This window comes from Caballeronia sp. LZ028, assembly GCF_031451415.1.
GTDB lineage: Bacteria > Pseudomonadota > Gammaproteobacteria > Burkholderiales > Burkholderiaceae > Caballeronia > Caballeronia zhejiangensis.
Genome location: NZ_JARUXN010000004.1, coordinates 469,490 through 490,295, shown reverse-complemented (window position 1 = coordinate 490,295; position 20,806 = coordinate 469,490). Strand labels below are relative to the sequence as shown.

Sequence of the window (20,806 nt, the reverse complement as noted above, 5' to 3'; positions counted from 1 at the left end):
AACGATTTGCGTCACTTCATTCTTCTGAAAACCTCACGGCTTTTCTATAGACCGATTGGCCAACGAGCACGTATGATCCTGCAGCTCTTCGGATGACGCCCAGTTGCCTGGCTGAACGTGATCGTTGAGAAGAAAGAACGCATGCACGCCATCGCCACGCACGGCGCCGACGAGCAGCAGCGTCTGTTCGCCCATGGTCTGGCCGCGGCTTGCGGCATAGGGCGCGACGAGCTTGAAGGGATCCGTATGCGCGAGATCAGCATCATCGATACGCATCGCGCTGTACACATGGCCGCGCAATCTCACCGGCAGCGGCTTCCACGCCGTGCCGATGCCCGGTCCCAGTTCGCGCAGCGTCTGGGCGACATCCGACGCGAGACAGTCGATATGAATGTGCAATTGATTCTGCGTGCGCCCGCTTGCCGAGTTGATCGCGAGCGAAATTTCGTCGCGCGGCAGCGTCCGGCGCAACGCGCGAAAGACATAGCCGCGCGCATTCCATGCGTCGCGAAAGTAATTCGGCGCGTGGGGCTCGAGCAGTTCGGGACTTTCGATGCCGCTCACGCGCGCGGTCGGAATCAGCAGATATTGCGCGACGCCGACGATATCCTTCAGCACCGCATAGCCGCCCGCCAGATTCACGTCCGCGCATTTCTGCCGGACCTGCGCGCCCTCGGCGGCGGGCTCGCAGTAGTCGTGGACGATTTCCCACAGCGCGTTGGGATTTGCCGCGCACGCGAGCGGCAGACAGAGCAACCCTGGCGCGGCGAGGCGGCGTAGCTTCTTTGTGATTTTCATCGGCATGATCGGGCGGCGCAAAAAATCGATAGCCTGCCGGATTATGCTTGCAGGCGCGTGACCACGCCGCGAAACGTGACAAAACTCCGCGTCGAATGCAACGCGGAGCTTCGTCGACCGATGCCCAAATCAAGCCGATTCAGCGCGATTCACCGGATGCGGTTCCTTCAGCTTGTTGGCGACGCGCGCCGCCTCGAAGTACGACGCGTTCGGCGGACGCTTCAGATACTGTCCCGCGCCGCGTTCCGCGCGCAGATCGCCGTCGGTCCACGCGAGCGCGCCGCGCGTGAGCGTGTGCGTCGCGACGCCCTGCACTTGCATGCCTTCGAAGACGTTGAAATCGACCTTTTGATGATGCGCCTTTACGGAGATCGTGCGGGTCGCGTTCGGATCCCATACGACGAGATCTGCGTCCGCGCCTATCTGCACCGCCCCCTTTCGCGGATAGAGATTGAAGATTTGCGCCGCGTTCGTCGATGTCACGCGCACGAATTCGTTCGGCGTGAGACGTCCCATGTTGACGCCGTGATGCCACAGCACCGACATGCGATCTTCCACGCCGCCGCAACCGTTGGGGATCTTCGTGAAGTCCTCGCGGCCCATCGCCTTCTGCGATGCGCAGAACACGCAATGATCCGTCGCCGTCGTATGAAGCTGTCCCGATTGCAGCCCGCGCCACAATGCTTCGCGGTGCTCGCTCGTGCGAAACGGCGGGCTCATCACGTGCGCGGCGGCGCGCGTCCAGTCGGGATCGCGATACACCGATTCATCGATCACCAGATGGCCCGGCAACACTTCACCGAATACGCGCAGTCCTTCGTTGCGCGCCTTGGCGATGACATCGACTGCATCTTTCGCCGACACATGCACGATATAGAGCGGCACGCCGAGCACTTGCGCGATGCGGATCGCGCGATTGGCCGCCTCGCCTTCCACTTCGGGCGGACGCGACAACGGATGCGCCTCCGGTCCTCTGAAGCCTTTCGCAAGTAGTTGCTTCTGCAACTGAAAGACGAGCTCGCCGTTTTCCGCGTGCACGGTCGGCAGCGCGCCGAGTTCAAGCGAGCGCGTGAAGCTGTTCACGAGCACTTCGTCGTCGGCCATGATCGCGTTTTTGTAGGCCATGAAGTGCTTGAAGCTCGACACACCGTGTTCGTGAACCAGCAGGCCCATGTCGCGATGCACCGACTCGTCCCACCACGTCACCGCGACGTGAAAGCCGTAGTCCGCCGATGCTTTCTCAGCCCAGCCGCGCCATTCTTTGAACGCATCCATGAGTGGTTGCTTCGGGCTCGGAATCACGAAGTCGATGATACTCGTCGTGCCGCCTGACAATCCCGCTGCGGTGCCGGTATAGAAATCGTCGCTCGCGGTGGTGCCCATGAAGGGCAGTTCCATGTGCGTGTGCGGATCGATGCCGCCCGGCATGACGTACTGACCGCCGGCGTCTATGGTGTGCGTATCGGCCGGTGCCTCTATGTCGAGGCCTATCGCCAGGATCGTGCCACCGGCTTGCGGGTCTGCGCAGAGAACATCGGCGCGGTAGGTGCGGTCAGCGTCGATGATGGTGCCGCCGCGGATCAATGTTGGCATTGAAGTGTCCCTCCGGGAGGTTATCGTTGCGTTGCGTTGCGTTGCGTTGCTTGTTCGCTTCCGCTCTCGTGAAATCCTTTGTTCGTGTCGGTCTATTAGCACTGCCCCTGTGCGGGGCGGCACTCACTTTCTTTGCTGCTGCAAAGAAAGTAAGCAAAGAAAGCAGCTCCCGATACGCCCGCGGTCACACGCAATTTGGGTAGTCCTCTCGTCCATCGTGGGCTGCCTAAAGAGTGCCCTCATAGGCCCCATCGGGCTTGGCTCGCGCACGGTCCGTCTCATCGCACCACACACCAAACCGGTTCAGCACCAAATAGCTCCAGCCCGCTTCGCGGCCGAACGGCCAATCGGGTCCGCGAGTGCTTCTCTGCTTACCCTTCCCTCTGACCACGCCGCGTGTTCCTCACGTTGGTTTCCCTTGCAGACCCGGCGGCAGCGCGTAGCGCTGTGCCGAAGCTGTTTCGTGCTGATCCAGCGCCCTTGGAAAACTAGCTTGTCAGACCGTGCGCGATCCAAGCCCGGTTAGTCCTTCGATGGCACTCTTTAGGCGAGTGCCATCTGCAACGAGAGAACTACCCAAATTGCGTGTGACCGCGAGGCCTTAACGAGCTGCTTTCTTTGGTTACTTTCTTTGCAGCAGCAAAGAAAGTGACTGCCGCCCCGCACAGGGGCAACGCTCATAGACCACCAAGAAAACGGGATCCGGCGAAGCAAAAGCGAAAGCGAAAGCGAAAAACTCAAGCACTCAAAACCCTGGCCCGCGCGCCACCGCGCAACTTCATCCACGATCCATACACGACGGCAGCCAGCACGAGACCAACGAACCACGCATACGTATAGAGCGTATTGAAAAACGCGGGCACGTTAGGAAAGGAACCCGGAAACGCAGTGTGCAAAAAACCCGGCAGATTCGGCAGCACGCCGATCAAAAGCGCCACCACCGCCGCCACATTCCATCCGCCGCTATACGAATACTCACCGTCTTCATCGAAGAGTTCGCGCTGATCGAGCCGCGTGCCGCGAATCAAAAAGTAATCGACCATCAGAATGCCCGCGACCGGACCGAGCAGCGCCGAATAGCCCACGAGCCACGTGAAGATGTAACCCTGCGTAGTCGCGAGAATCTTCCAAGGCATCATGACGATGGCTATCGTCGCCGTAATCATGCCGCCCGCGCGATACGAAATCCCCTTCGGCCAAAGGCTCGAAAAATCGTAAGCCGGTCCAACGAGATTGGCCGCCAGATTGCAGCACATCGTATCGAGCGTGAGGATGATCAGTGCCACGCCCACACCGATGCCCGTCATGCGGCTCGTGAGATCGATCGGATCCCAGATCGCCTTGCCGTAGATCACGACCGTCGCCGACGTGACGACAACCGAGATCACCGAGAGCAGCGCCATCGGCACAGGCAGGCCGATCGATTGCCCGATCACCTGATCGCGTTGCGTGCGCGCGAAGCGCGTGAAGTCGGGAATGTTCAGCGCGAGCGTCGCCCAGAAGCCGACCATCGCCGTGAGCCCCGGCCAGAACGTGGCCCAGAAAAGGCCCTCCTTCTTGCCGCCCGCGACGAACTGCGACGGCGCCGAAAGCATGGAACCGATGCCGCCCGCCTTGCTCGTCGCCCACCACACGAGCGCGATGCACATCACAACCTTGATCGGCGCAGACCAGCTTTCGAGCCAGCGAATCGAATCGGTGCCGTGCCAGATGAAGTAGAGCTGCAAGGCCCAGAACACGAGAAAGCACGCAAGTTGTCCGAGCGAGATATCGATGAGCGGCAGCGCCGCGCCATGCAATGCGTTTCCCGTCAGGATATTCAAGAGCGTATAGATGGCGCTGCCGCCCAGCCACGTCTGAATGCCGTACCAACCGCACGCGACGATCGCACGCAGCAGCGCCGGCAACTTCGCGCCTTGCGTGCCGAACGACGAGCGCACGAGTACCGCATACGGAATGCCGTGCTTCGCGCCCGCATGGCCGATCAGCAACATCGGCACGAGCACGATCATGTTGCCGAGCAGAACCGTCAACACGGCCTGCCACGGCGACATGCCCTGGTCCGTGAGACCCGCGGCCAGCATGTATGACGCAATGTTCATCACCATGCCGACCCACAACGCCGCGAAGTGATACCACTTCCACGTGCGCTGTGCGGGGCCGGTCGGTGCGAGGTCATCGTTATACAAGCTGCTCGTCTCGACGTCATGCGCTGTCTGATTCATCGGATGCACTCCGGTTGAGTGTGCGGTTGATCATGGGGATTCAACGACGACGAGCGCTACGTTATGTCTATGTTCATGCCGCTTTCGCGGGTTCTTCCGCATCGATGCGCGCGGGATTGTTCGGATGCGTGGTCCAGTTCGCATATTCGCCCGCATCGACGCGTTCCATCGTGATGCACTGCTCGACAGGACAAACGTGCATGCACAGATTGCAGCCGACGCATTCCGAATCGACCACTTCGAAATGACGCTTGCCGTCCTTCTCCTTCAGGATCGCCTGATGCGATGTGTCCTCGCAAGCGATATGACACAGCCCGCACTGGATGCACTTGTCCTGATCGATGCGCGCCTTGATGTCGTACTTGAGATTGAGATGCTTCCAGTCCGTGACGTTCGGCACGGCGCGCCCGCGAATGTCATCGAGCGTTGCGTAGCCTTTCTCGTCCATCCAGTTCGAGAGGCCATCGGCGAGATCGGACACGATGCGAAAGCCGTAGTGCATCGCGGCCGTGCACACCTGCACGCTGCCCGCGCCAAGCACCATGAATTCCGCCGCATCGCGCCACGATGAAATGCCGCCGATGCCGGAGATAGGCAGATTCGGCGTCTGCGGATCGCGCGCGATTTCGGCGACCATGTTCAGCGCGATCGGCTTCACGGCGGGACCACAATAGCCGCCGTGCGTGCCCTTGCCGTCGACGGTCGGCATCGGCGCCATCTGATCGAGATCGACCGCAACGATCGAGTTGATCGTGTTGATGAGCGACACGCCATCGGCGCCGCCTTTGAACGCGGCGCGCGAACCCATGCGAATATCGCTGATGTTCGGCGTGAGCTTCACGAGGCACGGCAGCTTCGTGCCTTCCTTCACCCAGCGCGTCACCATTTCGACATATTCAGGCACTTGTCCGACGGCCGCGCCCATGCCGCGTTCGCTCATGCCATGCGGACAACCGAAGTTCAGTTCCACCGCATCTGCGCCCGTGTCTTCCACTTGCGTGAGAATCCACTTCCAGTCCTTCTCGTTGCACGGAACCATCAACGAGACGATAAGCGCGCGGTCGGGCCAGTCGCGCTTCACCTGTTCGATCTCGCGCAAGTTCACGTCGAGCGGTCTGTCCGTAATCAGTTCGATGTTATTCAGTCCTGCGATTCTTTGTCCGTTCCATTGCACCGCGCCGTAACGCGAACTCACGTTCACGACGTGCGGATCAAGCCCGAGCGTCTTCCACACGACGCCGCCCCAGCCCGCTTCGAAAGCGCGGTTGACGTTGTAGGCTTTGTCGGTCGGCGGCGCAGACGCGAGCCAGAAAGGATTCGGCGACGTGATGCCGGCGATGTTGCAAGTCAGATCGGCCATGTTCGTGGTTCTCCTTTTGGCTCAGGCGGCTTTGATCGCAGTCAGTTCGAACGACGCGTCGATGGACGCGGCCGCCAGCTTGCCGTCCTGTACGGCCTGCACGGTGAGATCGAGTCCTTCATGGGTCGCGCAATCGCCGCCGGCCCAGACTTTCGCGAGCGTCGTCTGACGGTTCTCGTCGGTGACGATGCGCCCGCCATCGAGCGTCAATAACTCGCGATCGATTCCGACGGGAACAAGCGTTTGCCCGATCGCCTTCAGCACCATGTCCGCTTCGATCACGAAGCGCTCGCCGCCGCGTTCGAACTCGACGCCCGTCACCTGCCCGTTATCGCCGACCAATCGCACCGGATTCGCGTGCGTGACGATGCTCACGCCGTTCGTCTGCGCGAACTCACGTTCGGCCCACGTCGCGCTCATGTTCTCGACGCCCCGCCGATACGCCATCGTCACGTTCGTCGCGCCAAGTTTGCGGCTTTGAACGCACGCATCGACCGCCGTGTTGCCGCCGCCGATCACGACGACGCGCCGCCCGACCGGCACGCTCGCGAGATCATCTGCCTCGCGCACTTGCTCGATGAAATCGACGGCGTTCATCACGCCTTCGAGCGCTTCGCCTTCGAGCGCCAGCTCGCGCACGCCAGCAAGGCCGAACGCGATAAACACTGCGTCGTATTGCTTGCGCAACTCGTCGAGCGTGAAGTCGCGGCCGAGCGACTGACCTATGTTGATCTCGATACCGCCGATCGAATACAGCCATTCGATTTCGCGCTGCGCATAATCCTCGACGGTCTTGTACGCAGCAATGCCGTATTCGTTGAGTCCGCCTGGCTTCTCGCGCGCATCGAAGATCACCGCGCGATGCCCCGCAAGCGCAAGCCGATACGCACACGCGAGTCCCGCCGGTCCCGCACCGACGATCGCAATGCGGCGCCCGGTTTCCGGCGCGCGTTCGAATAACGCGACGCCTTTGGCCATCGCCCAATCGGTCGCATGACGCTGCAACGCGCCGATCTTCACCGGCTCGTCGCCCGGATGGTTGCGTACGCAACTACCCTCGCAAAGAATCTCCGTCGGGCACACGCGCGCGCACATTCCGCCGAGCGGATTGGCCGACAGGATATCGACGGCCGCGCCCTTCAGATTGCCGTTGCCGATCTTGCGGATGAAGCCTGGAATGTCGATGCTCGTCGGACATGCCTGGACGCACGGCGCGTCGTAGCAGTAGTGGCAGCGGCTCGCGGCGGCAGCGGCGGCGGTGGCGTCGAGGAGCGGCGCGACATCCGCGAATTCGCATGCGAGCTGTTCCTGCGTGAGGCGATGGCTCGCGATATCGCCGGTCGATTTCATGGTCATGCGCGTTCCTTGTGAGGACGTACGAGTGCCCGCCGTCCGCGTTTGATCGACGCGGACAGTGCTGAACGTAACAACAGAAAACGTCGCTTATGAAGCCGGTTCCGACGCGCGCTCCAGCATTGCGTGCAGCAGCACGTTCGCGCCTGCCTCGATCCATTCCTGCGTCGCGTCTTCGATCTCGTTGTGGCTGATGCCATCGACGCACGGCACGAACACCATCGACGTCGGCGCGACCTGCGCGAGATAGCACGCATCGTGGCCCGCGCCCGACACCATGTCGCGATGCGAATAGCCGAAGCGCTGCGCCGCCGCCCGCACGGAAGCGACGCACGCGGCGTCGAACTTGACGGGCTCGTAGTAGAAGATCTGTTCGAGCGCGGTCTCCAGACCGATCTCGCCCGCGATGCGTGCCACGCCCTCGCGCAACGCGGCATCCATGCGCGCGAGCACGGCATCGTCGGGATGACGGAAATCGACGGTGAAGAACACGCGGCCCGGAATCACGTTGCGCGAGTTCGGATGCACTTGCATCATGCCGACCGTCGCGCACCCGAGCGGCGCGTTGTCGAGGCCGATGCGGTTCACGAGATCGACCACGCGCGATGCGCCGAGGAGCGCATCCTTGCGGCGCGGCATCGGGGTCGGGCCTGCGTGGGCTTCCTGGCCCGTCAGCGTGATCTCGTACCAGCGCTGACCTTGCGCATCGGTGACGACGCCGATCGTCTTGTCTTCGGCCTCGAGTATCGGCCCTTGCTCGATATGCAGCTCGAACGCCGCGTGCAGCTTGCGGCCGCCGCACGGCACATCGCCCGCATAACCGATGCGCTCGAGTTCTTCGCCGATCGTCTTGCCATCGACGTCCTTGCGCGACAGACCGTAATCGAGCGAGAACACGCCCGCGAACACGCCCGACGCAACCATCGCGGGTGCGAAGCGCGAGCCTTCCTCGTTGGTCCAGATGACGACTTCGATCGGATGCTCGGTTTCGATGCCGCGATCGTTGAGCGAGCGGATCACTTCGAGTCCGCCAAGCACACCGTAGATGCCGTCGAAGCGCCCGCCCGTAGGCTGTGAATCCGCGTGCGAGCCAGTAACCACCGGCAGCGCGTCGAGATTGCGTCCTGCGCGGCGCATGAACACGTTGCCCATCTGATCGACGCTCACCGTGCAGCCCGCTGCCTTCGCCCAGCTCACGATGAGATCGCGCCCTTCGCGATCGAGATCGGTCAGCGCGAGACGGCAGACACCGCCCTTCGGTGTCGCGCCGATTTTGGCCATCGTCATCAGGCTGTCCCATAGACGCTGACCGTTCACCTTGATGGACGTATCGAGACCAGCTTCTCTGATTGCATCCGTTACGACGTTCATTCGCCTCGCTCCTTACGATCGGACTTCGTATGTGAGTGACTTCGTTTCGTGCATGCCGGACGTTTGCGGTGCGATGCTGCACGCGCCCGGTGCACGTTTTTCTTATGCGATGAATGATGCGAACGACACGCCTCTTCGATAAATCGAGCGCTCTTCAATCCTGTCCAGTTGGACAGGTTGTAGCCGATTAAAATAAGCAAATCAACGTCTTTCGTGTGCGGGCAAACACCGAGCAAATAAAGCGATAAGCGTGCCATTGCGATGCAGCATCGGCAGCTATTGGGTGCAATGGCCTTTTCGACGCGATGCAGCGCCAAACATGCGAATAGCACGAATAACGCGAATCAGGCACGATGCGGCACACGGCCCAAGAATTCGACGATGAAGAACTCGACGATGAGATACGACGACGCGGCGAACGGCATCGCCGGAAACGAAGACACTGCGCCGCCTTCACGGCGTAGCAAGGCGCAAATCCGCGAGAGCAACGAAGCGCAGCTTCTCGCTTGCGCCGAGGAAGTGTTCGCGGAGAAAGGACTCGAAGGCGCGAGCACGGCGATGATCGCCGAACGCGCCGGCTTGCCGAAGGCCAACCTGCATTACTACTTTCCGACAAAGCTCGCGCTCTATCGGCGCGTGCTCGAAGATCTGTTCGAGGACTGGCATCGCGCGGCGGATACCTTCGAATGCAGCGACGATCCCGTGGAAGCGATCGGCGGCTATGTGCGCGCAAAGATGGACCTGTCGCGACGCAGGCCGCTCGGCTCGAAGGTGTGGGCGAGCGAGATCATCCACGGCGCGCATCACATGCAGGACATTCTCAACGAACGCGTGAAGCCCTGGCTCGATACACGCGTCATCGTCATCGAAAGCTGGATCGCGCGCGGCTTGCTCGCGCCGGTCGAGCCGGACACGTTCATGTTCATGATCTGGGCGATCACGCAGCACTATGCCGACTTCGATGCGCAGATACGGGCGTTGAAAGGCAAGCGCGCGCTCACACGCAAGGCCTTCGATGAACAGACGGAAGAAGTCGTGCGACTCGTGATTCGCGCGTGCGGGGCGGTGTCGCCGCGCATCGAAGAGAAGGACGACGCGCAATAAAAAACGCCGGCCGCTCGATGGCGGCCGGCGTTCACTGCTTGCTTCTTGCTTCTTGCTTCTTGCTTCTTGCTTCTTGCTTCTTGCTGCTGTACTGCTTTACTACGCACTACTACTGCATTCTCGCAAGTACTGCACTTTCTGATGCTTGCTGCTACTTCAACCGCTACTGCTCACCACATCTACTGCCCTGCTGCATCAACCTTCGATTAGTGACCGAAGTAGACCGAGTTGCGATCCGACATCGACACGTTGGCGCGTGCGGCCGGAGCAGCTACGCCCGATTGCGAAGTGCCAGCGGTCGAAGGACCATAACCGTTCGCGCCATTTTCAGCGTTCACGCGTGCTTGAGCGGCCTGCAGATTCTGCGGATAGTTCACGCGGTCTTCCGACGGGTTGTAGCCAGCCTTTTCCAGTTGAACCAGTTCAGCGCGGACTTGAGCGCGAGTCACCGGCGCATTGCTTTGTGCCGAAGCGAAAGTCGGGGCAGCCAAAGCAGCAGCGACGACGAGTGCGGGAACGAATGCCTTGATCATGATGAACCTCCAGTAGTCTTGTTTTGAAATCGAAACCGAATCGGAAGCTTTTTAAGCGTTTTCTGATTTCGTTTCGCTTGAAGACAGTGTAGGAGGCCGCAGACTTAGGGGAAACCCCAATTTCAAGGAAACATAATTGTCCGGACCGCAACAATGCGTTTCGCTCCGTGTTGCGCGGCGTGCGCGGGATCGCGTGGCGGACCCTGCTTAAGTTACTGTTTTTCCAGCGTAATTTTCACGTCCGCCGCGCGCACGCGAGATCGCTGCGGATCCGGCCATTACGCCGACGCCAGCAATTCGTCATCCGGCTGACAGTCAGCAAGCCGCGGTCACATAGGCAAGCGCGGCGGATACGAGCTCGCGCAACAGCGGTTCGATCGCGTTCGCCTTGGCTTCGTCGTAAGCGAATGGCGGCGCTTCTTCCATGTAGCTGACCTGCGTAAGCTCCAGTTGAACCGCGTGAACGCCCTCTTCGGGCCGCCCGTAACGCCGGGTGATATAGCCGCCCTTGAAGCGCCCGTTGGCCACCGTCGTGTACCGGCCGTCGCGCTCGACGATGCTCGCAAGCCGTTCCGCCAGCCCCGGCGCCGCCGACGCGCCATCCGCCGTGCCGAAGTTGAAATCGGTCAGGCGGCCATCGAAAAAGCGCGGCACGACCGAGCGGATCGAATGCGCTTCCCATAGCAGCACGCGGCCGTGCGTCCGCCGCAGCGCATCGAGCTCGCCGGCGAGCGCATCGTGATACGGCTGCCAGTACATCGCGCGGCGCGCATCGATCTGATCGCGCGACGGCTCGTGGCCCGGCTTGTAGAGCGGCGCCTTGTCGAAGGTATCGACCGGACAGAGCCCCGTCGTGTCGCGGCCGGGATAGAGATTCGCGTCGTCGGGCGGGCGGTTCAGATCGACGACATAGCGCGCGTAGTGCGGCGTCAGGATCGATGCGCCCAGATCGCGCGCAAACGCATAGAGGCGTTCGAGATGCCAATCGCAATCCTCGGTGAGCTTGGCGACGGGCGTCATCTCGTCGGCGAGGGCGCAGGGAATCTGCGTGCCGCGGTGCGGAATCGAAATCAGGAGCGGCGCGTTGCCGCGTTCCAGCGTGAAGATCGAAGAGCCGTTCATGTGAGACCTCAATCCAGCAAGCCGCGCAAGGCGGCGCGATAACGCGCGAGCGCTTCGTCTTCGTCGGCGTGACGGCGCGCGTTGATCACCTTGCGGCCGGAGATGAAGACATCGCGGATCGGCGTCTCGCCATGCTCGCAAAACACCGCGCTCGACATCCACGCGTCGCTCGCATGTCCGCCGATGCCCGGATGCGCGTCGTCGAGCACGAGCCAGTCGGCGCGCAAGCCTTGCGCGAGCGCACCGACAGCGCGTCCCGTCGCGTGCGCGCCGCCATCGAGCGCGGCATCGAAAAGACGATCGGCCGGACGGCTTTGCGTCGGCGACGCCAGCACGTTGCGTTGCTGGCGGCAAAGGCGCTGCCCGTATTCCAGCAGACGCAGCTCCGAGCGCCAGTCGACGCCGACATGACTGTCGGACCCGACGCCGATGCGCCCGCCCGCGTCGAGATAATCGCGCGACGGGAACACGCCGTCGCCGAGATTCGCTTCGGTCGTGAGACACAGACCCGCGACCGCGCCGCTCGCCGCGAGACGCGCGCATTCGCGGGCATCGACGTGCGTCGCGTGCACGAGGCACCAGCGCTCATCGACGTTGAAATGTTCGAGCAGCCAGTCCACCGGACGATGCCCCGTAGCCGCGACGCAGGCGTCCACTTCGGCCATCTGTTCGGCGATATGGATATGCACCGGCGCGCGCTCAAAACGCGCATCGATTCCCTCGATGAGCGCCGCGAGCGATTCGCCCGACACCGCGCGCAACGAATGCGGCGCGACGCCGTAACGCCGCGCGCCGTTTTCGGGCCGCGAGCGCGCGAGGGCGTCGATGAGCCCGAGCAGCGAATCGGGCGTATTGAGAAAGCGCCGCTGATCGTCGCGCGGCGCGCTCTTGCCGAAGCCGCTGTATTCGTAGAGCACCGGCAGCATCGTCATGCCGATGCCCGCGCGCTCCGCCGCATCGACGACGCGCTCCGCGAGTTCCGCGCGATTCGCGTACGGCGCGCCATCGGGCGCGTGATGCACGTAATGAAACTCGCACACCGACGTGTAGCCGGCCTTCAGCATCTCGATGTAAAGCCAGTGCGCGATATCCGCGATCGATTCCGGGCCGATCCGCGCGGCGAAGCGATACATGAGATCGCGCCAGCTCCAGAACGTATCGGCGACGCTCGCGCGATACTCGGTGAGGCCCGCCATCGCACGCTGGAACGCGTGCGAGTGCAGATTCGGCATGCCGGGCAGGATCGGTCCTTTCGCGCGCTCGACGCCCGCGGGCGCCGCGCTGTCCGGCGTGACGCGCACGAGCGTGCCGGCGTCGTCCCATTCGAGCAGCACGTCGCGACGCCAGCCATCGGCGAGGCGCGCGTGCTCCGCGAAGAATGCGTTCATCGCTTGTCTCCGTTGTTATGTCGATGCGCGTCTACATCATGTCGATGCCGATATGCAGCCACGATGCGCCATCCTGAACCGCGCATTCGAGCGCGCTCGCGCCATCGATGCGCGAGGTGTCGCCTGCTTCGAGCGTATGGCATGTGTCGTCGGCGAACTTGATGTCGAGCCGCCCTTGCACGCAGAACAGAAACGTCACGTCGTGTTCGAACGCGAGCGAGCATGACGCGCGCCCGGCGTTCACCGTTGCGCGCGCGCGATCGCGGCGCACCATCACGTTGAAATCGCGCGTCGGGCCGGCGAGGAGCGTGGCGTGAATCGGCGTCTCGCCGGCAAAGCGCGCGATTGCGAGCGGCGCATCGAGAACATGCACGTTGCCGTGCGCTTCCGTCAGACGCATGCCCGCGCCGTCGAGCAGCACGAGCACGCGATCGACGCCCTCGAACTTCGAGAACGCACCGTCGGATGCGACGTCGGCGAGCGACAGACGCCACGCGAACGCATCGAGCGACACGCCCTGCGGCCCCGCCGCGATCTCGCGCGTGATGCCGCCGCCGTTCTTCCACGGCGTGGGCGTCAGCGAATCGGCACGAATGATCGTCACGTTCAGAAGTGTCCGGTGAATTGGTAGCGGTCGCCGGGATGCCAGAGATTCGCAACCGACGCCACCGCATCGCGCGACCACGTGCGCCGATGCAGCAGCAGACACGGCTCGTGCTCGGCCATCGCGAGCGCGAGCCGAATTTCCGCCGACGGCACCGATGCCTCGATCCGATACTCGACGCGCTGCAGCGGCGCGGCGGTCATCAGATACTGGTTCGGCGTGATCGTCGTGAAATCCTGGCGCGCGTATTCCGGCGCCAGCGCGGGATTCACGTAACGTTCTTCCATCTGTACCGGCTCGTCGTTTTCGAAATGCAGCACGCGCGAATGAAACACCGGGCTGCCGAGCGCGAGATGCATTTCGGCGGCGAGCGCTTCATCGACGATCGACGCGCCCAAATGCAGCACCTGCGCGCGATACGTGTGACCGCGCGCGACGATTTCATCCGAAATGCTGCGAATCTCGACGAGCGTCGACGCGTATTTCGGCTGCGCGACGAAGGTGCCCGCGCCCTGCACGCGCGTCAGCACCTGTTCGGCGGTCAGTTCGCGCAGCGCGCGGTTCACGGTCATGCGCGCGACCTTGAATTCGCGCGCAAGCTCGTTTTCGGAAGGCACCTGGTCGCCCTCCTTCCACTCGCCGATATGAATGCGCTGGAGAATGTAGTCCTTGATCTCCTGATACGCGGGCGTGCTCATTCAGCTTGTTCCGACGCGAACGAGAACGGGCTGTGCCGCGCGATCGCGCCTTGCTGCACGAGCGTCGCGATCGCGGCGATGTCGGGCGCGAAGTAATGGTCGAGGTCGTAGTGCGGCACGTGCGCGCGCAGCGTCTTCATCACTTCGGCGAGCGGCGCGCTCGTCTGATGCGGCGCGCGCAGATCGACGCCTTGCGCCGCCGCGAGCAGTTCGATCGCGAGGATGTTCGCGGTGTTGCTGGCGATGTCGCCGAGCTTGCGCGCGGCGAACGTCGCCATCGAGACGTGGTCTTCCTGGTTCGCGGACGTCGGCAGCGAATCGACCGACGCCGGATGCGCGAGCGTCTTGTTCTCCGATGCGAGCGCGGCCGCCGTCACGTGCGCGATCATGAAGCCGGAGTTGACGCCGCCATCGCGCACCAGGAACGGCGGCAGGCCCGAGAGCGTCGCGTCGATCAAAAGCGCGATGCGGCGTTCCGCGAGCGCGCCGATTTCGGCTGCGGCGAGCGCGAGATTGTCGGCGGCGAATGCGACCGGCTCGGCGTGGAAGTTGCCGCCCGAGAGCACTTCGCCCGTATCGGGGAAGATCAGCGGGTTGTCGGAGACGGCGTTCGATTCGATCAGCAGGACATCCGCCGCGTGGCGCATCTGGTCGAGGCACGCGCCCATCACCTGCGGCTGGCAGCGCAGGCTGTACGGGTCCTGCACCTTGTCGCAATCCGCGTGCGACAGATTGATGCCGGAGCCCTTCAGCAGCGTGCGATACGCCGATGCGGCTTCCATCTGCCCGCGATGACCGCGCAGTTCATGGATGCGCGCATCGAACGGAACGACCGAGCCGGCGGCTGCATCGACGGACAGCGCGCCCGCGACGAGCGCGGTGCGGAACAGATCTTCGATCGCGAAAAGGTTGTAAAGCGCGAGCGCCGCCGACGCCTGCGTGCCGTTCAGCAGCGCGAGACCTTCCTTCGCCTGCAGCGTGAGCGGCTTGAGGCCCGCGACCGCCAGACCGTCGAGCGCACTGGCGCGCTCACCGCGAATCGTGACTTCGCCGATGCCGAGCAGCACCGTCGACATATGCGCGAGCGGCGCGAGGTCGCCCGATGCGCCGACCGAACCCTTGATCGGGATGATCGGCAGGACGTCGGCGTTGAAGAGCGTGATGAGCGCGTCGATGACTTCGCGGCGGATGCCCGAATGGCCGCGCCCGAGACTCGACAGCTTGAGCGCCATCAAAAGCCGCACGACCGGACGCGACATCGGCTCGCCCACGCCCACCGCATGCGACAGCACGAGATTCTTTTGCAGCAGTTCCAGCTGATCGGCCGGAATGTGCGTATTGGCGAGCCGCCCGAAGCCCGTATTGATGCCGTAAGCCGGATCGCCCTTCGCGGCGATCGCGGCGACTGCGCGCGCGCTGGCATCGATCGCGTCGAAGCTGGCCGGATCGAGCAGAAGCGGGTCCGAGCCTCGCGCGATGCGGCGCAGTTGCGGCAGCGTCAGTTTTCCGGGCGTAAGCGTGATCATGGTTCGTCCTGTCTATACAAGTTAGACTCAAGTCTAATCGCGCAGAAAGGACGAAACAAGGGGTTATCCGGGATTTCACTAAGCTCGCCCCGGAAGATCGACGCGTGTTGTCTATACAGATTTCACAGATCCAGCACTTTCTCCATCACGAACTGGACAAAGCGCTGCTGCCGCACGACGACGGCGCGCGCCAGCAGCATCGTGAAACCACAATATTCGAAGAAAGGCCGCCCCGTGACGCTCGAATAGGTATGCAGCGTCGTCAGGCCGAGCACCTCCGCTTCGGCCTCGATGCGCGCGAGCAGCGACGTCGCCACGCTTTTGCGCTGATGTATCGGATCGACGAACATCATGTCGATGAGACCGTTCTTCTCGAGATCGGCGAAGCCCGCGAGTTCGCCGTCGACAAGTCCGACCCAAGTCGGGCGGCTCAAGCGCGCGAGTTCCCATTCGTCGCGATCGGCTTGCGACCAGGCTGCGATCTGCGCTTCGTTATAGTCGGCCGATGCCGTTTCGCGAACGGCGCGTTGGAACAGATCGATTACACCGTCGAGATCGCTCGCACGATACGGTCTGACTTCGATGAGCGGCAGGCCTGGCATTTCATCACCTTCGTTACTGTCAAAAGAAAAAACCGCTGCCGAAGCAGCGAGGGTCTAGCGTTCAAAACGCGGGAAAAAAACTTTACGGGAATGAGCGGAATCGGCGCGCGCAAACGTTCAAATCGATAAAAAGACGGATGCCGATGCCGCGCCGCCGATCGGGTCCTTCAGGAAGCGACGGCCACCGTCGCGATGCCGAGCGCGGTCATCACGAGCGACGCGCCAACGTGAATCGCGATCTCCCCGAGCGCCCAGCCGAGCCGCCCTTGCTGCAGATGCGCGACCACTTCGGCCGAGAACGTGGAAAACGTGGACAGGCCGCCCATCAATCCGGTGATGATGAACAGGCGCCATTCCACCGAAATATCGGGAAAGCGCGCGAAAAAAGCGACCGCTACGCCGATGATGTAGCCCGCAATGACGTTCGCCGCAAAGGTGCCGAGCGGCAGATTCGGAAAAATCGCATTCAGGCGCAAGCCGAGGACCCATCTGAGCAACGAGCCCAGCCCGCCGCCGAGCCCCACGGCGATGATCGACAGATACATGAAATGTGTTAAATCAGTTCGAAGAAAACTGCGTTATGCCCCGCGGGCGAGCCGCTCGATCAGCGCGCCACGGCTCGTCTCGACGATCCAGCCGCCCTTGTGCCGCACATGCGCCGCCCATGTGCCGTCGCGCCGCTCTTCCCAGCAACCGGCATCGTGACCGTCGATGAAGAGCGAGCCGCGCACGACAAGTTGCGGATCGGCGGGATCGAGGACTTCGTCGTCGTTATGTTCAAGCTTCACGGTATGCATGAGCGTCGTCTGCAAGCAAGTCGAAACCATGAGCGGTCTCGCGAAAGACGCCATTCTAACGATACTCGAAGCGCCTGGTTCAACCACTCACCGTATCATGAAAGACATTGCCGAAAGGCAATTGAGTATCCGCACGACATGCTCCATCGAAGGCGCATCGAAAGCGAGCGTCACGGCATCGATGCGTTCGAGCGTCGGCCATTGGCAGAAGAGATCGGCGAATGCGCTCGTTTGCGCGCGCAACTCGCAGCGGTGTTCCGTGATCGCCGGACGGCGGGCATGTCCGGAAGACGTTTCGATCGTTTCGCGCGCGGCGAGCCGGATCGCCTCGCACGCTGCGGCGGGCGTTTCGGTGACACCGCTCGAATAGCCGTGCGCCGTCTTCACGCAGAGAAAGCGCGCGCCTGGGAATGCGGGCAGCGTTTCGGCGCCGAACACGTCGTCGCCGGTCAGCAGCGCGACGCGTGCGCCGCGTTCCTCGGCAAGCCGCCCATAGAGTCCGGCCTCGCCCACTTCCTCGCCGTCGAGCATGACGCGCGCAAAGGCCGCGCTGTTGATCGTATGCGCGAGAATGCCGCGGCTTTGCGCGCGCGCGTGATAGCCGATCATGAACACGATTTCCGGCGATGCTTCCAGTCCCGCCATCATGCCGAGCGTGCGCGGCTTGCCGAGCACGAGCCGCGCGCGTTGATCGATGAGATCGGGCATCAGATTGCGAAAGCCGCCATGCGAATCGTTGATCCAGACTTGCGTCGCGCCGCCATCGAATGCACCTTGCGCGGCCGCATCGGCTTCGCGCGACATCCAGCGGCGCGCCTGTTCGTATTCCGTGTTGCCGGCGCGCGTCTGCTCCGGATGAAACACGCCCGCGATGCCTTCGATATCCACCGAGATCAGCACTTTCATGGTCGTGTTCTCAATGCGTCCTTGAGTGAGATGCGCCGATGACCGTTGCGCCCGGCGACCGTTTCCGCGCTGTAAAGCGCATCGAGGATCGCCTGTTCGGTGGCATCGGCGGCGGCTTGAAACAGCGGATCGAGACGCGCGTCGTTGATGAGCGGCGGCATCGCGATGAAGTCTGCATCGTGCGGCACGGTGTACGCGGTCGTGAAGGCGAGCGAGATGTCGCCGCTGCCGTGTCCGAAGACCGATCCGGTGCGTGCGAGACCGGCCGCGGCGCGCATCGCGAGACGGCGCAACTGACGTGCATCGAGCGGCGCATCGGTGGCGATCAACATGATGATCGATCCTTGCTCGGGCTTCTCATCGACGCTCGATTGAAGTTTGCGACCGAGCGCTTCGCCTTCGACAATCAATTGCTGCAGCTTGCCGAAATTGGCGAGCACGAGCGCGCCCGTCGTATAAGCGTCGCCGCCGATATGCACCACACGCGAAGCCGAACCCATGCCGCCCTTCAGTTCGAAGCACGACATGCCCCGCCCGGCGCCGACCGCGCCGCGCTCGAACTCGACACTGCACGCATCGAGTGCGCTCGTGTAGTGCGCTTCGTGAATCGCGAGCGCCTGCATGTCGTTGAGATAGCCATCGTTGCATTCGAACACGAGCGGATTCACGCTCGGGTCTTCGCGTCCGATGCGCGGATTCGCAGCAATGGCCGCGCGAATCTGCGCATTGGCGAGCGTGCCGACGCCGAACGTGTTGGTCAGCGCGATCGGCGTTTCGATCACGCCGAGCTCGTCGACCTGAACGAGCCCGACGCTCTTGCCGAACCCGTTGATGACGCACGCCGCAGCGGGCACCTTGTCGCGATACACGTCGCCGTCATGCGGACGAATCACCGTGACGCCGGTCTGCACCGCGCCTTGCGCAAGCGTGCAATGACCGACCGTCACGCCCGCGACATCCGCGATCGTGCCGCGCGGCCCCGCGACGAGCGAGCCGATGTGCATCATGGCCGGTCGAGCTTCGGATCGAGCGCGTCGCGCAGGCCGTCGCCGAGCAGATTGAACGCGAGCACCGTGAAGAAGATCGCGAGACTCGGGAAGATGGCGACATGCGGCGCCATCGCCATGTCGGCGCGCGCTTCGTTGAGCATCGCGCCCCACTCGGGCGTCGGCGGCTGCGCGCCGAGTCCGAGAAACGACAGGCTCGCGGCCGTGATGATCGACGTGCCGATCCGCATCGTGAAGTACACGACCACCGATGAAATCGTGCCGGGCAGAATGTGCCGCGCGAGTATCGTCCAGTCCGAGGCGCCGATGCTCTTGGCCGCCTCGATATACGTGAGATGCTTCAGCGCGAGCGTATTGCCGCGCACGAGCCGCGCGAACGCGGGAATGCTGAAGATCGCGACCGCGCACACGACATTCACCATGCCGTTACCGAGAATCGCGACGACGCCGATCGCGAGCAGAATGCCGGGAAACGCGAAGAGCACGTCCGCGATACGCATCACGATGCGGTCCCACCATCGTTCGTAGTAGCCCGCGAGCAAGCCGAAGAACGTGCCGATCACCGCGCCGAGCACGACCGAGAGCAATCCCGCCGTCAACGATATGCGGCTGCCGACGAGTATGCGGCTCAGAATGTCGCGGCCCAGAGCATCGACGCCGAACCAGTGCGCAGCCGAAGGACCGGCGTTGAGGGCGTCGTAGTCGAAGTAGTTTTCCGGGTCATACGGCGCGATGTACGGCGCGATGATCGCGATCACGATCAGCAGCAGCACGAACACGGCCGCGATCATCGCGATGTGTTGCCGCCTGAACTTGCGCCAGAACTCGGTCCACGGCGTGCGGATCTCTTGCGGCGCGGTTGTCGCGCTTTCGGCTGTCACGCTCATCGCGTCCTCACTTGAAGCGAATGGTCGGATTGATGATCGCGTACAGCACGTCCACGATCAGATTGATCACGATGAACTCCAGCGAGAACAGCAGCACCTCTGCCTGAATCACGGGATAGTCGCGCATCTCGACGGCATCGACGAGCAGGCGGCCAAGGCCCGGCCAGTTGAACACCTTCTCGACGACGATCGAGCCGCCGAGCAGAAAGCCGAATTGCAGGCCCATCATCGTGACGACGGGAATCATCGCGTTGCGCAGGCAGTGCTTCACGATGACCATCGGCTCATGCACGCCCTTGGCGCGCGCGGTACGCACGAAGTCCTCGCCGAGCACTTCGACGAACGACGCGCGCGTGAAGCGCGCCATGACGGCTGCCACCGCCGCGCCCAGCGTGATCGATGGCAGCACGTAGCCTTTCCACGTTCCGTCATCGACGATGGGCAGCCAGCCGAGCTTCACCGAGAAGATTTCCATCAGCAGCATGCCGAGCGCGAAGGCCGGAAACGAGATGCCCGACACCGCGAGCGTCATGCCCAGTCGATCGGGCCAGCGATTGCGCCACACCGCCGACACGATGCCGATGGTCATGCCGAAGATCACGGCCCATACCATGCTCGCGAGCGTGAGCCACAAGGTCGGCATGAAGCGCTCGGCAATTTCCGTCGACACGGGCCGCTTGCTGCGCGTGGACATGCCGAAATCGAAGTGCACGACCTTGCCGAAGAAGCTCACGAGCTGTTGCGGCAGCGGCTTGTCGAGGCCGAGATCGGCGCGCACGAGCGCGACCGTGGCTTCGTCGGCTTCCGCGCCTGCTGCGAGACGCGCGGGATCGCCCGGCAGCATGTGCACGAAGAAGAACACCAGCACTGCGACGATGAAGAGTGTCGGCAGCAATCCGAACAGGCGTTTGGCGATGAAGTTGAGCATCGTG

20 protein-coding genes are annotated in these 20,806 nt (G+C 62.8%); 1 reads left to right on the top strand and 19 read right to left on the bottom strand.

The annotated features are described in order from the left end of the window. Positions 1-33 precede the first annotated feature (33 nt). From QCE58_RS24990 to QCE58_RS24965, 6 genes are all read right to left on the bottom strand, one after another. The gene (locus QCE58_RS24990) at positions 34-798 is read right to left on the bottom strand and encodes a CDP-diacylglycerol diphosphatase (RefSeq protein ID WP_239295030.1); all 765 of its coding nucleotides are present in this window, start codon (positions 796-798) and stop codon (positions 34-36) included. A gap of 129 nt (positions 799-927) precedes the next feature. Next, on the bottom strand, positions 928-2,391 hold the full coding sequence (hydA, locus tag QCE58_RS24985; protein WP_250521583.1) for a dihydropyrimidinase: 1,464 nt from the start codon (positions 2,389-2,391) through the stop codon (positions 928-930). Positions 2,392-3,128: 737 nt separating this feature from the next. After that, positions 3,129-4,616: an NCS1 family nucleobase:cation symporter-1 gene (locus tag QCE58_RS24980; protein ID WP_250521582.1), complete on the bottom strand. Its 1,488-nt coding sequence runs from the start codon at positions 4,614-4,616 to the stop codon at positions 3,129-3,131. Between the two features lie 73 nt (positions 4,617-4,689). Next, positions 4,690-5,976: an NAD-dependent dihydropyrimidine dehydrogenase subunit PreA gene (preA, locus tag QCE58_RS24975; RefSeq protein ID WP_008353716.1), complete on the bottom strand. Its 1,287-nt coding sequence runs from the start codon at positions 5,974-5,976 to the stop codon at positions 4,690-4,692. A gap of 21 nt (positions 5,977-5,997) precedes the next feature. Further along, the gene (locus tag QCE58_RS24970) at positions 5,998-7,332 is read right to left on the bottom strand and encodes an NAD(P)-dependent oxidoreductase (protein ID WP_250521581.1); all 1,335 of its coding nucleotides are present in this window, start codon (positions 7,330-7,332) and stop codon (positions 5,998-6,000) included. A gap of 87 nt (positions 7,333-7,419) precedes the next feature. Beyond that, entirely contained in the window at positions 7,420-8,700 is a 1,281-nt protein-coding gene (locus tag QCE58_RS24965) for a Zn-dependent hydrolase (RefSeq protein ID WP_008353719.1), read from the bottom strand. A 381-nt stretch (positions 8,701-9,081) separates the two neighbouring features. On the opposite strand from QCE58_RS24965, the gene QCE58_RS24960 reads away from it, so the two are divergent. After that, complete coding sequence (locus QCE58_RS24960; RefSeq protein ID WP_250440483.1) at positions 9,082-9,804, top strand: TetR/AcrR family transcriptional regulator; 723 nt, start codon at positions 9,082-9,084, stop codon at positions 9,802-9,804. A gap of 206 nt (positions 9,805-10,010) precedes the next feature. Here the strand turns inward: QCE58_RS24960 and QCE58_RS24955 are convergent, their stop codons facing one another. The 13 genes from QCE58_RS24955 to gsiC all read right to left on the bottom strand — a co-directional run bounded on the left by QCE58_RS24955 (position 10,011) and on the right by gsiC (position 20,802). After that, positions 10,011-10,334 carry a DUF4148 domain-containing protein gene (locus tag QCE58_RS24955; protein ID WP_250521592.1) on the bottom strand — a complete coding sequence of 108 codons (324 nt, stop codon included), beginning with the start codon at positions 10,332-10,334 and terminating at the stop codon, positions 10,011-10,013. Positions 10,335-10,652: 318 nt separating this feature from the next. Beyond that, positions 10,653-11,459, bottom strand: coding sequence for an N-formylglutamate deformylase (gene hutG, locus QCE58_RS24950; RefSeq protein ID WP_250521579.1), 807 nt, complete (start codon positions 11,457-11,459; stop codon positions 10,653-10,655). An 8-nt stretch (positions 11,460-11,467) separates the two neighbouring features. Further along, positions 11,468-12,847 carry a formimidoylglutamate deiminase gene (locus QCE58_RS24945; RefSeq protein ID WP_250521578.1) on the bottom strand — a complete coding sequence of 460 codons (1,380 nt, stop codon included), beginning with the start codon at positions 12,845-12,847 and terminating at the stop codon, positions 11,468-11,470. 31 nt (positions 12,848-12,878) lie between these two features. Further along, a complete protein-coding gene (locus QCE58_RS24940; RefSeq protein WP_250521577.1) occupies positions 12,879-13,451 on the bottom strand; it encodes a HutD family protein in 573 nt (190 codons plus the stop codon). Positions 13,452-13,453: 2 nt separating this feature from the next. After that, the gene (hutC, locus tag QCE58_RS24935; RefSeq protein ID WP_008353725.1) at positions 13,454-14,149 is read right to left on the bottom strand and encodes a histidine utilization repressor; all 696 of its coding nucleotides are present in this window, start codon (positions 14,147-14,149) and stop codon (positions 13,454-13,456) included. Next, positions 14,146-15,675: a histidine ammonia-lyase gene (hutH, locus tag QCE58_RS24930; RefSeq protein WP_008353726.1), complete on the bottom strand. Its 1,530-nt coding sequence runs from the start codon at positions 15,673-15,675 to the stop codon at positions 14,146-14,148. Before hutH ends, hutC begins: the two co-directional genes overlap by 4 nt. 122 nt (positions 15,676-15,797) lie before the next feature. Then, positions 15,798-16,277, bottom strand: coding sequence for a GNAT family N-acetyltransferase (locus QCE58_RS24925; RefSeq protein WP_008353727.1), 480 nt, complete (start codon positions 16,275-16,277; stop codon positions 15,798-15,800). 167 nt (positions 16,278-16,444) lie between these two features. Continuing rightward, positions 16,445-16,822 carry a fluoride efflux transporter CrcB gene (gene crcB, locus QCE58_RS24920; protein WP_008353729.1) on the bottom strand — a complete coding sequence of 126 codons (378 nt, stop codon included), beginning with the start codon at positions 16,820-16,822 and terminating at the stop codon, positions 16,445-16,447. Positions 16,823-16,855: 33 nt separating this feature from the next. Further along, complete coding sequence (locus tag QCE58_RS24915; protein ID WP_033536342.1) at positions 16,856-17,104, bottom strand: hypothetical protein; 249 nt, start codon at positions 17,102-17,104, stop codon at positions 16,856-16,858. A gap of 57 nt (positions 17,105-17,161) precedes the next feature. After that, positions 17,162-17,980, bottom strand: coding sequence for a M55 family metallopeptidase (locus QCE58_RS24910; protein ID WP_250435600.1), 819 nt, complete (start codon positions 17,978-17,980; stop codon positions 17,162-17,164). Next, positions 17,977-18,987, bottom strand: coding sequence for a P1 family peptidase (locus tag QCE58_RS24905; RefSeq protein WP_250521576.1), 1,011 nt, complete (start codon positions 18,985-18,987; stop codon positions 17,977-17,979). Before QCE58_RS24905 ends, QCE58_RS24910 begins: the two co-directional genes overlap by 4 nt. Beyond that, positions 18,984-19,874 carry a glutathione ABC transporter permease GsiD gene (gsiD, locus tag QCE58_RS24900; RefSeq protein ID WP_250521575.1) on the bottom strand — a complete coding sequence of 297 codons (891 nt, stop codon included), beginning with the start codon at positions 19,872-19,874 and terminating at the stop codon, positions 18,984-18,986. Before gsiD ends, QCE58_RS24905 begins: the two co-directional genes overlap by 4 nt. Before the next feature lie 7 nt (positions 19,875-19,881). Then, positions 19,882-20,802, bottom strand: a complete 921-nt coding sequence (gene gsiC, locus QCE58_RS24895) for a glutathione ABC transporter permease GsiC (protein ID WP_008353734.1) — start codon at positions 20,800-20,802, stop codon at positions 19,882-19,884. Positions 20,803-20,806: the final 4 nt, after the last annotated feature.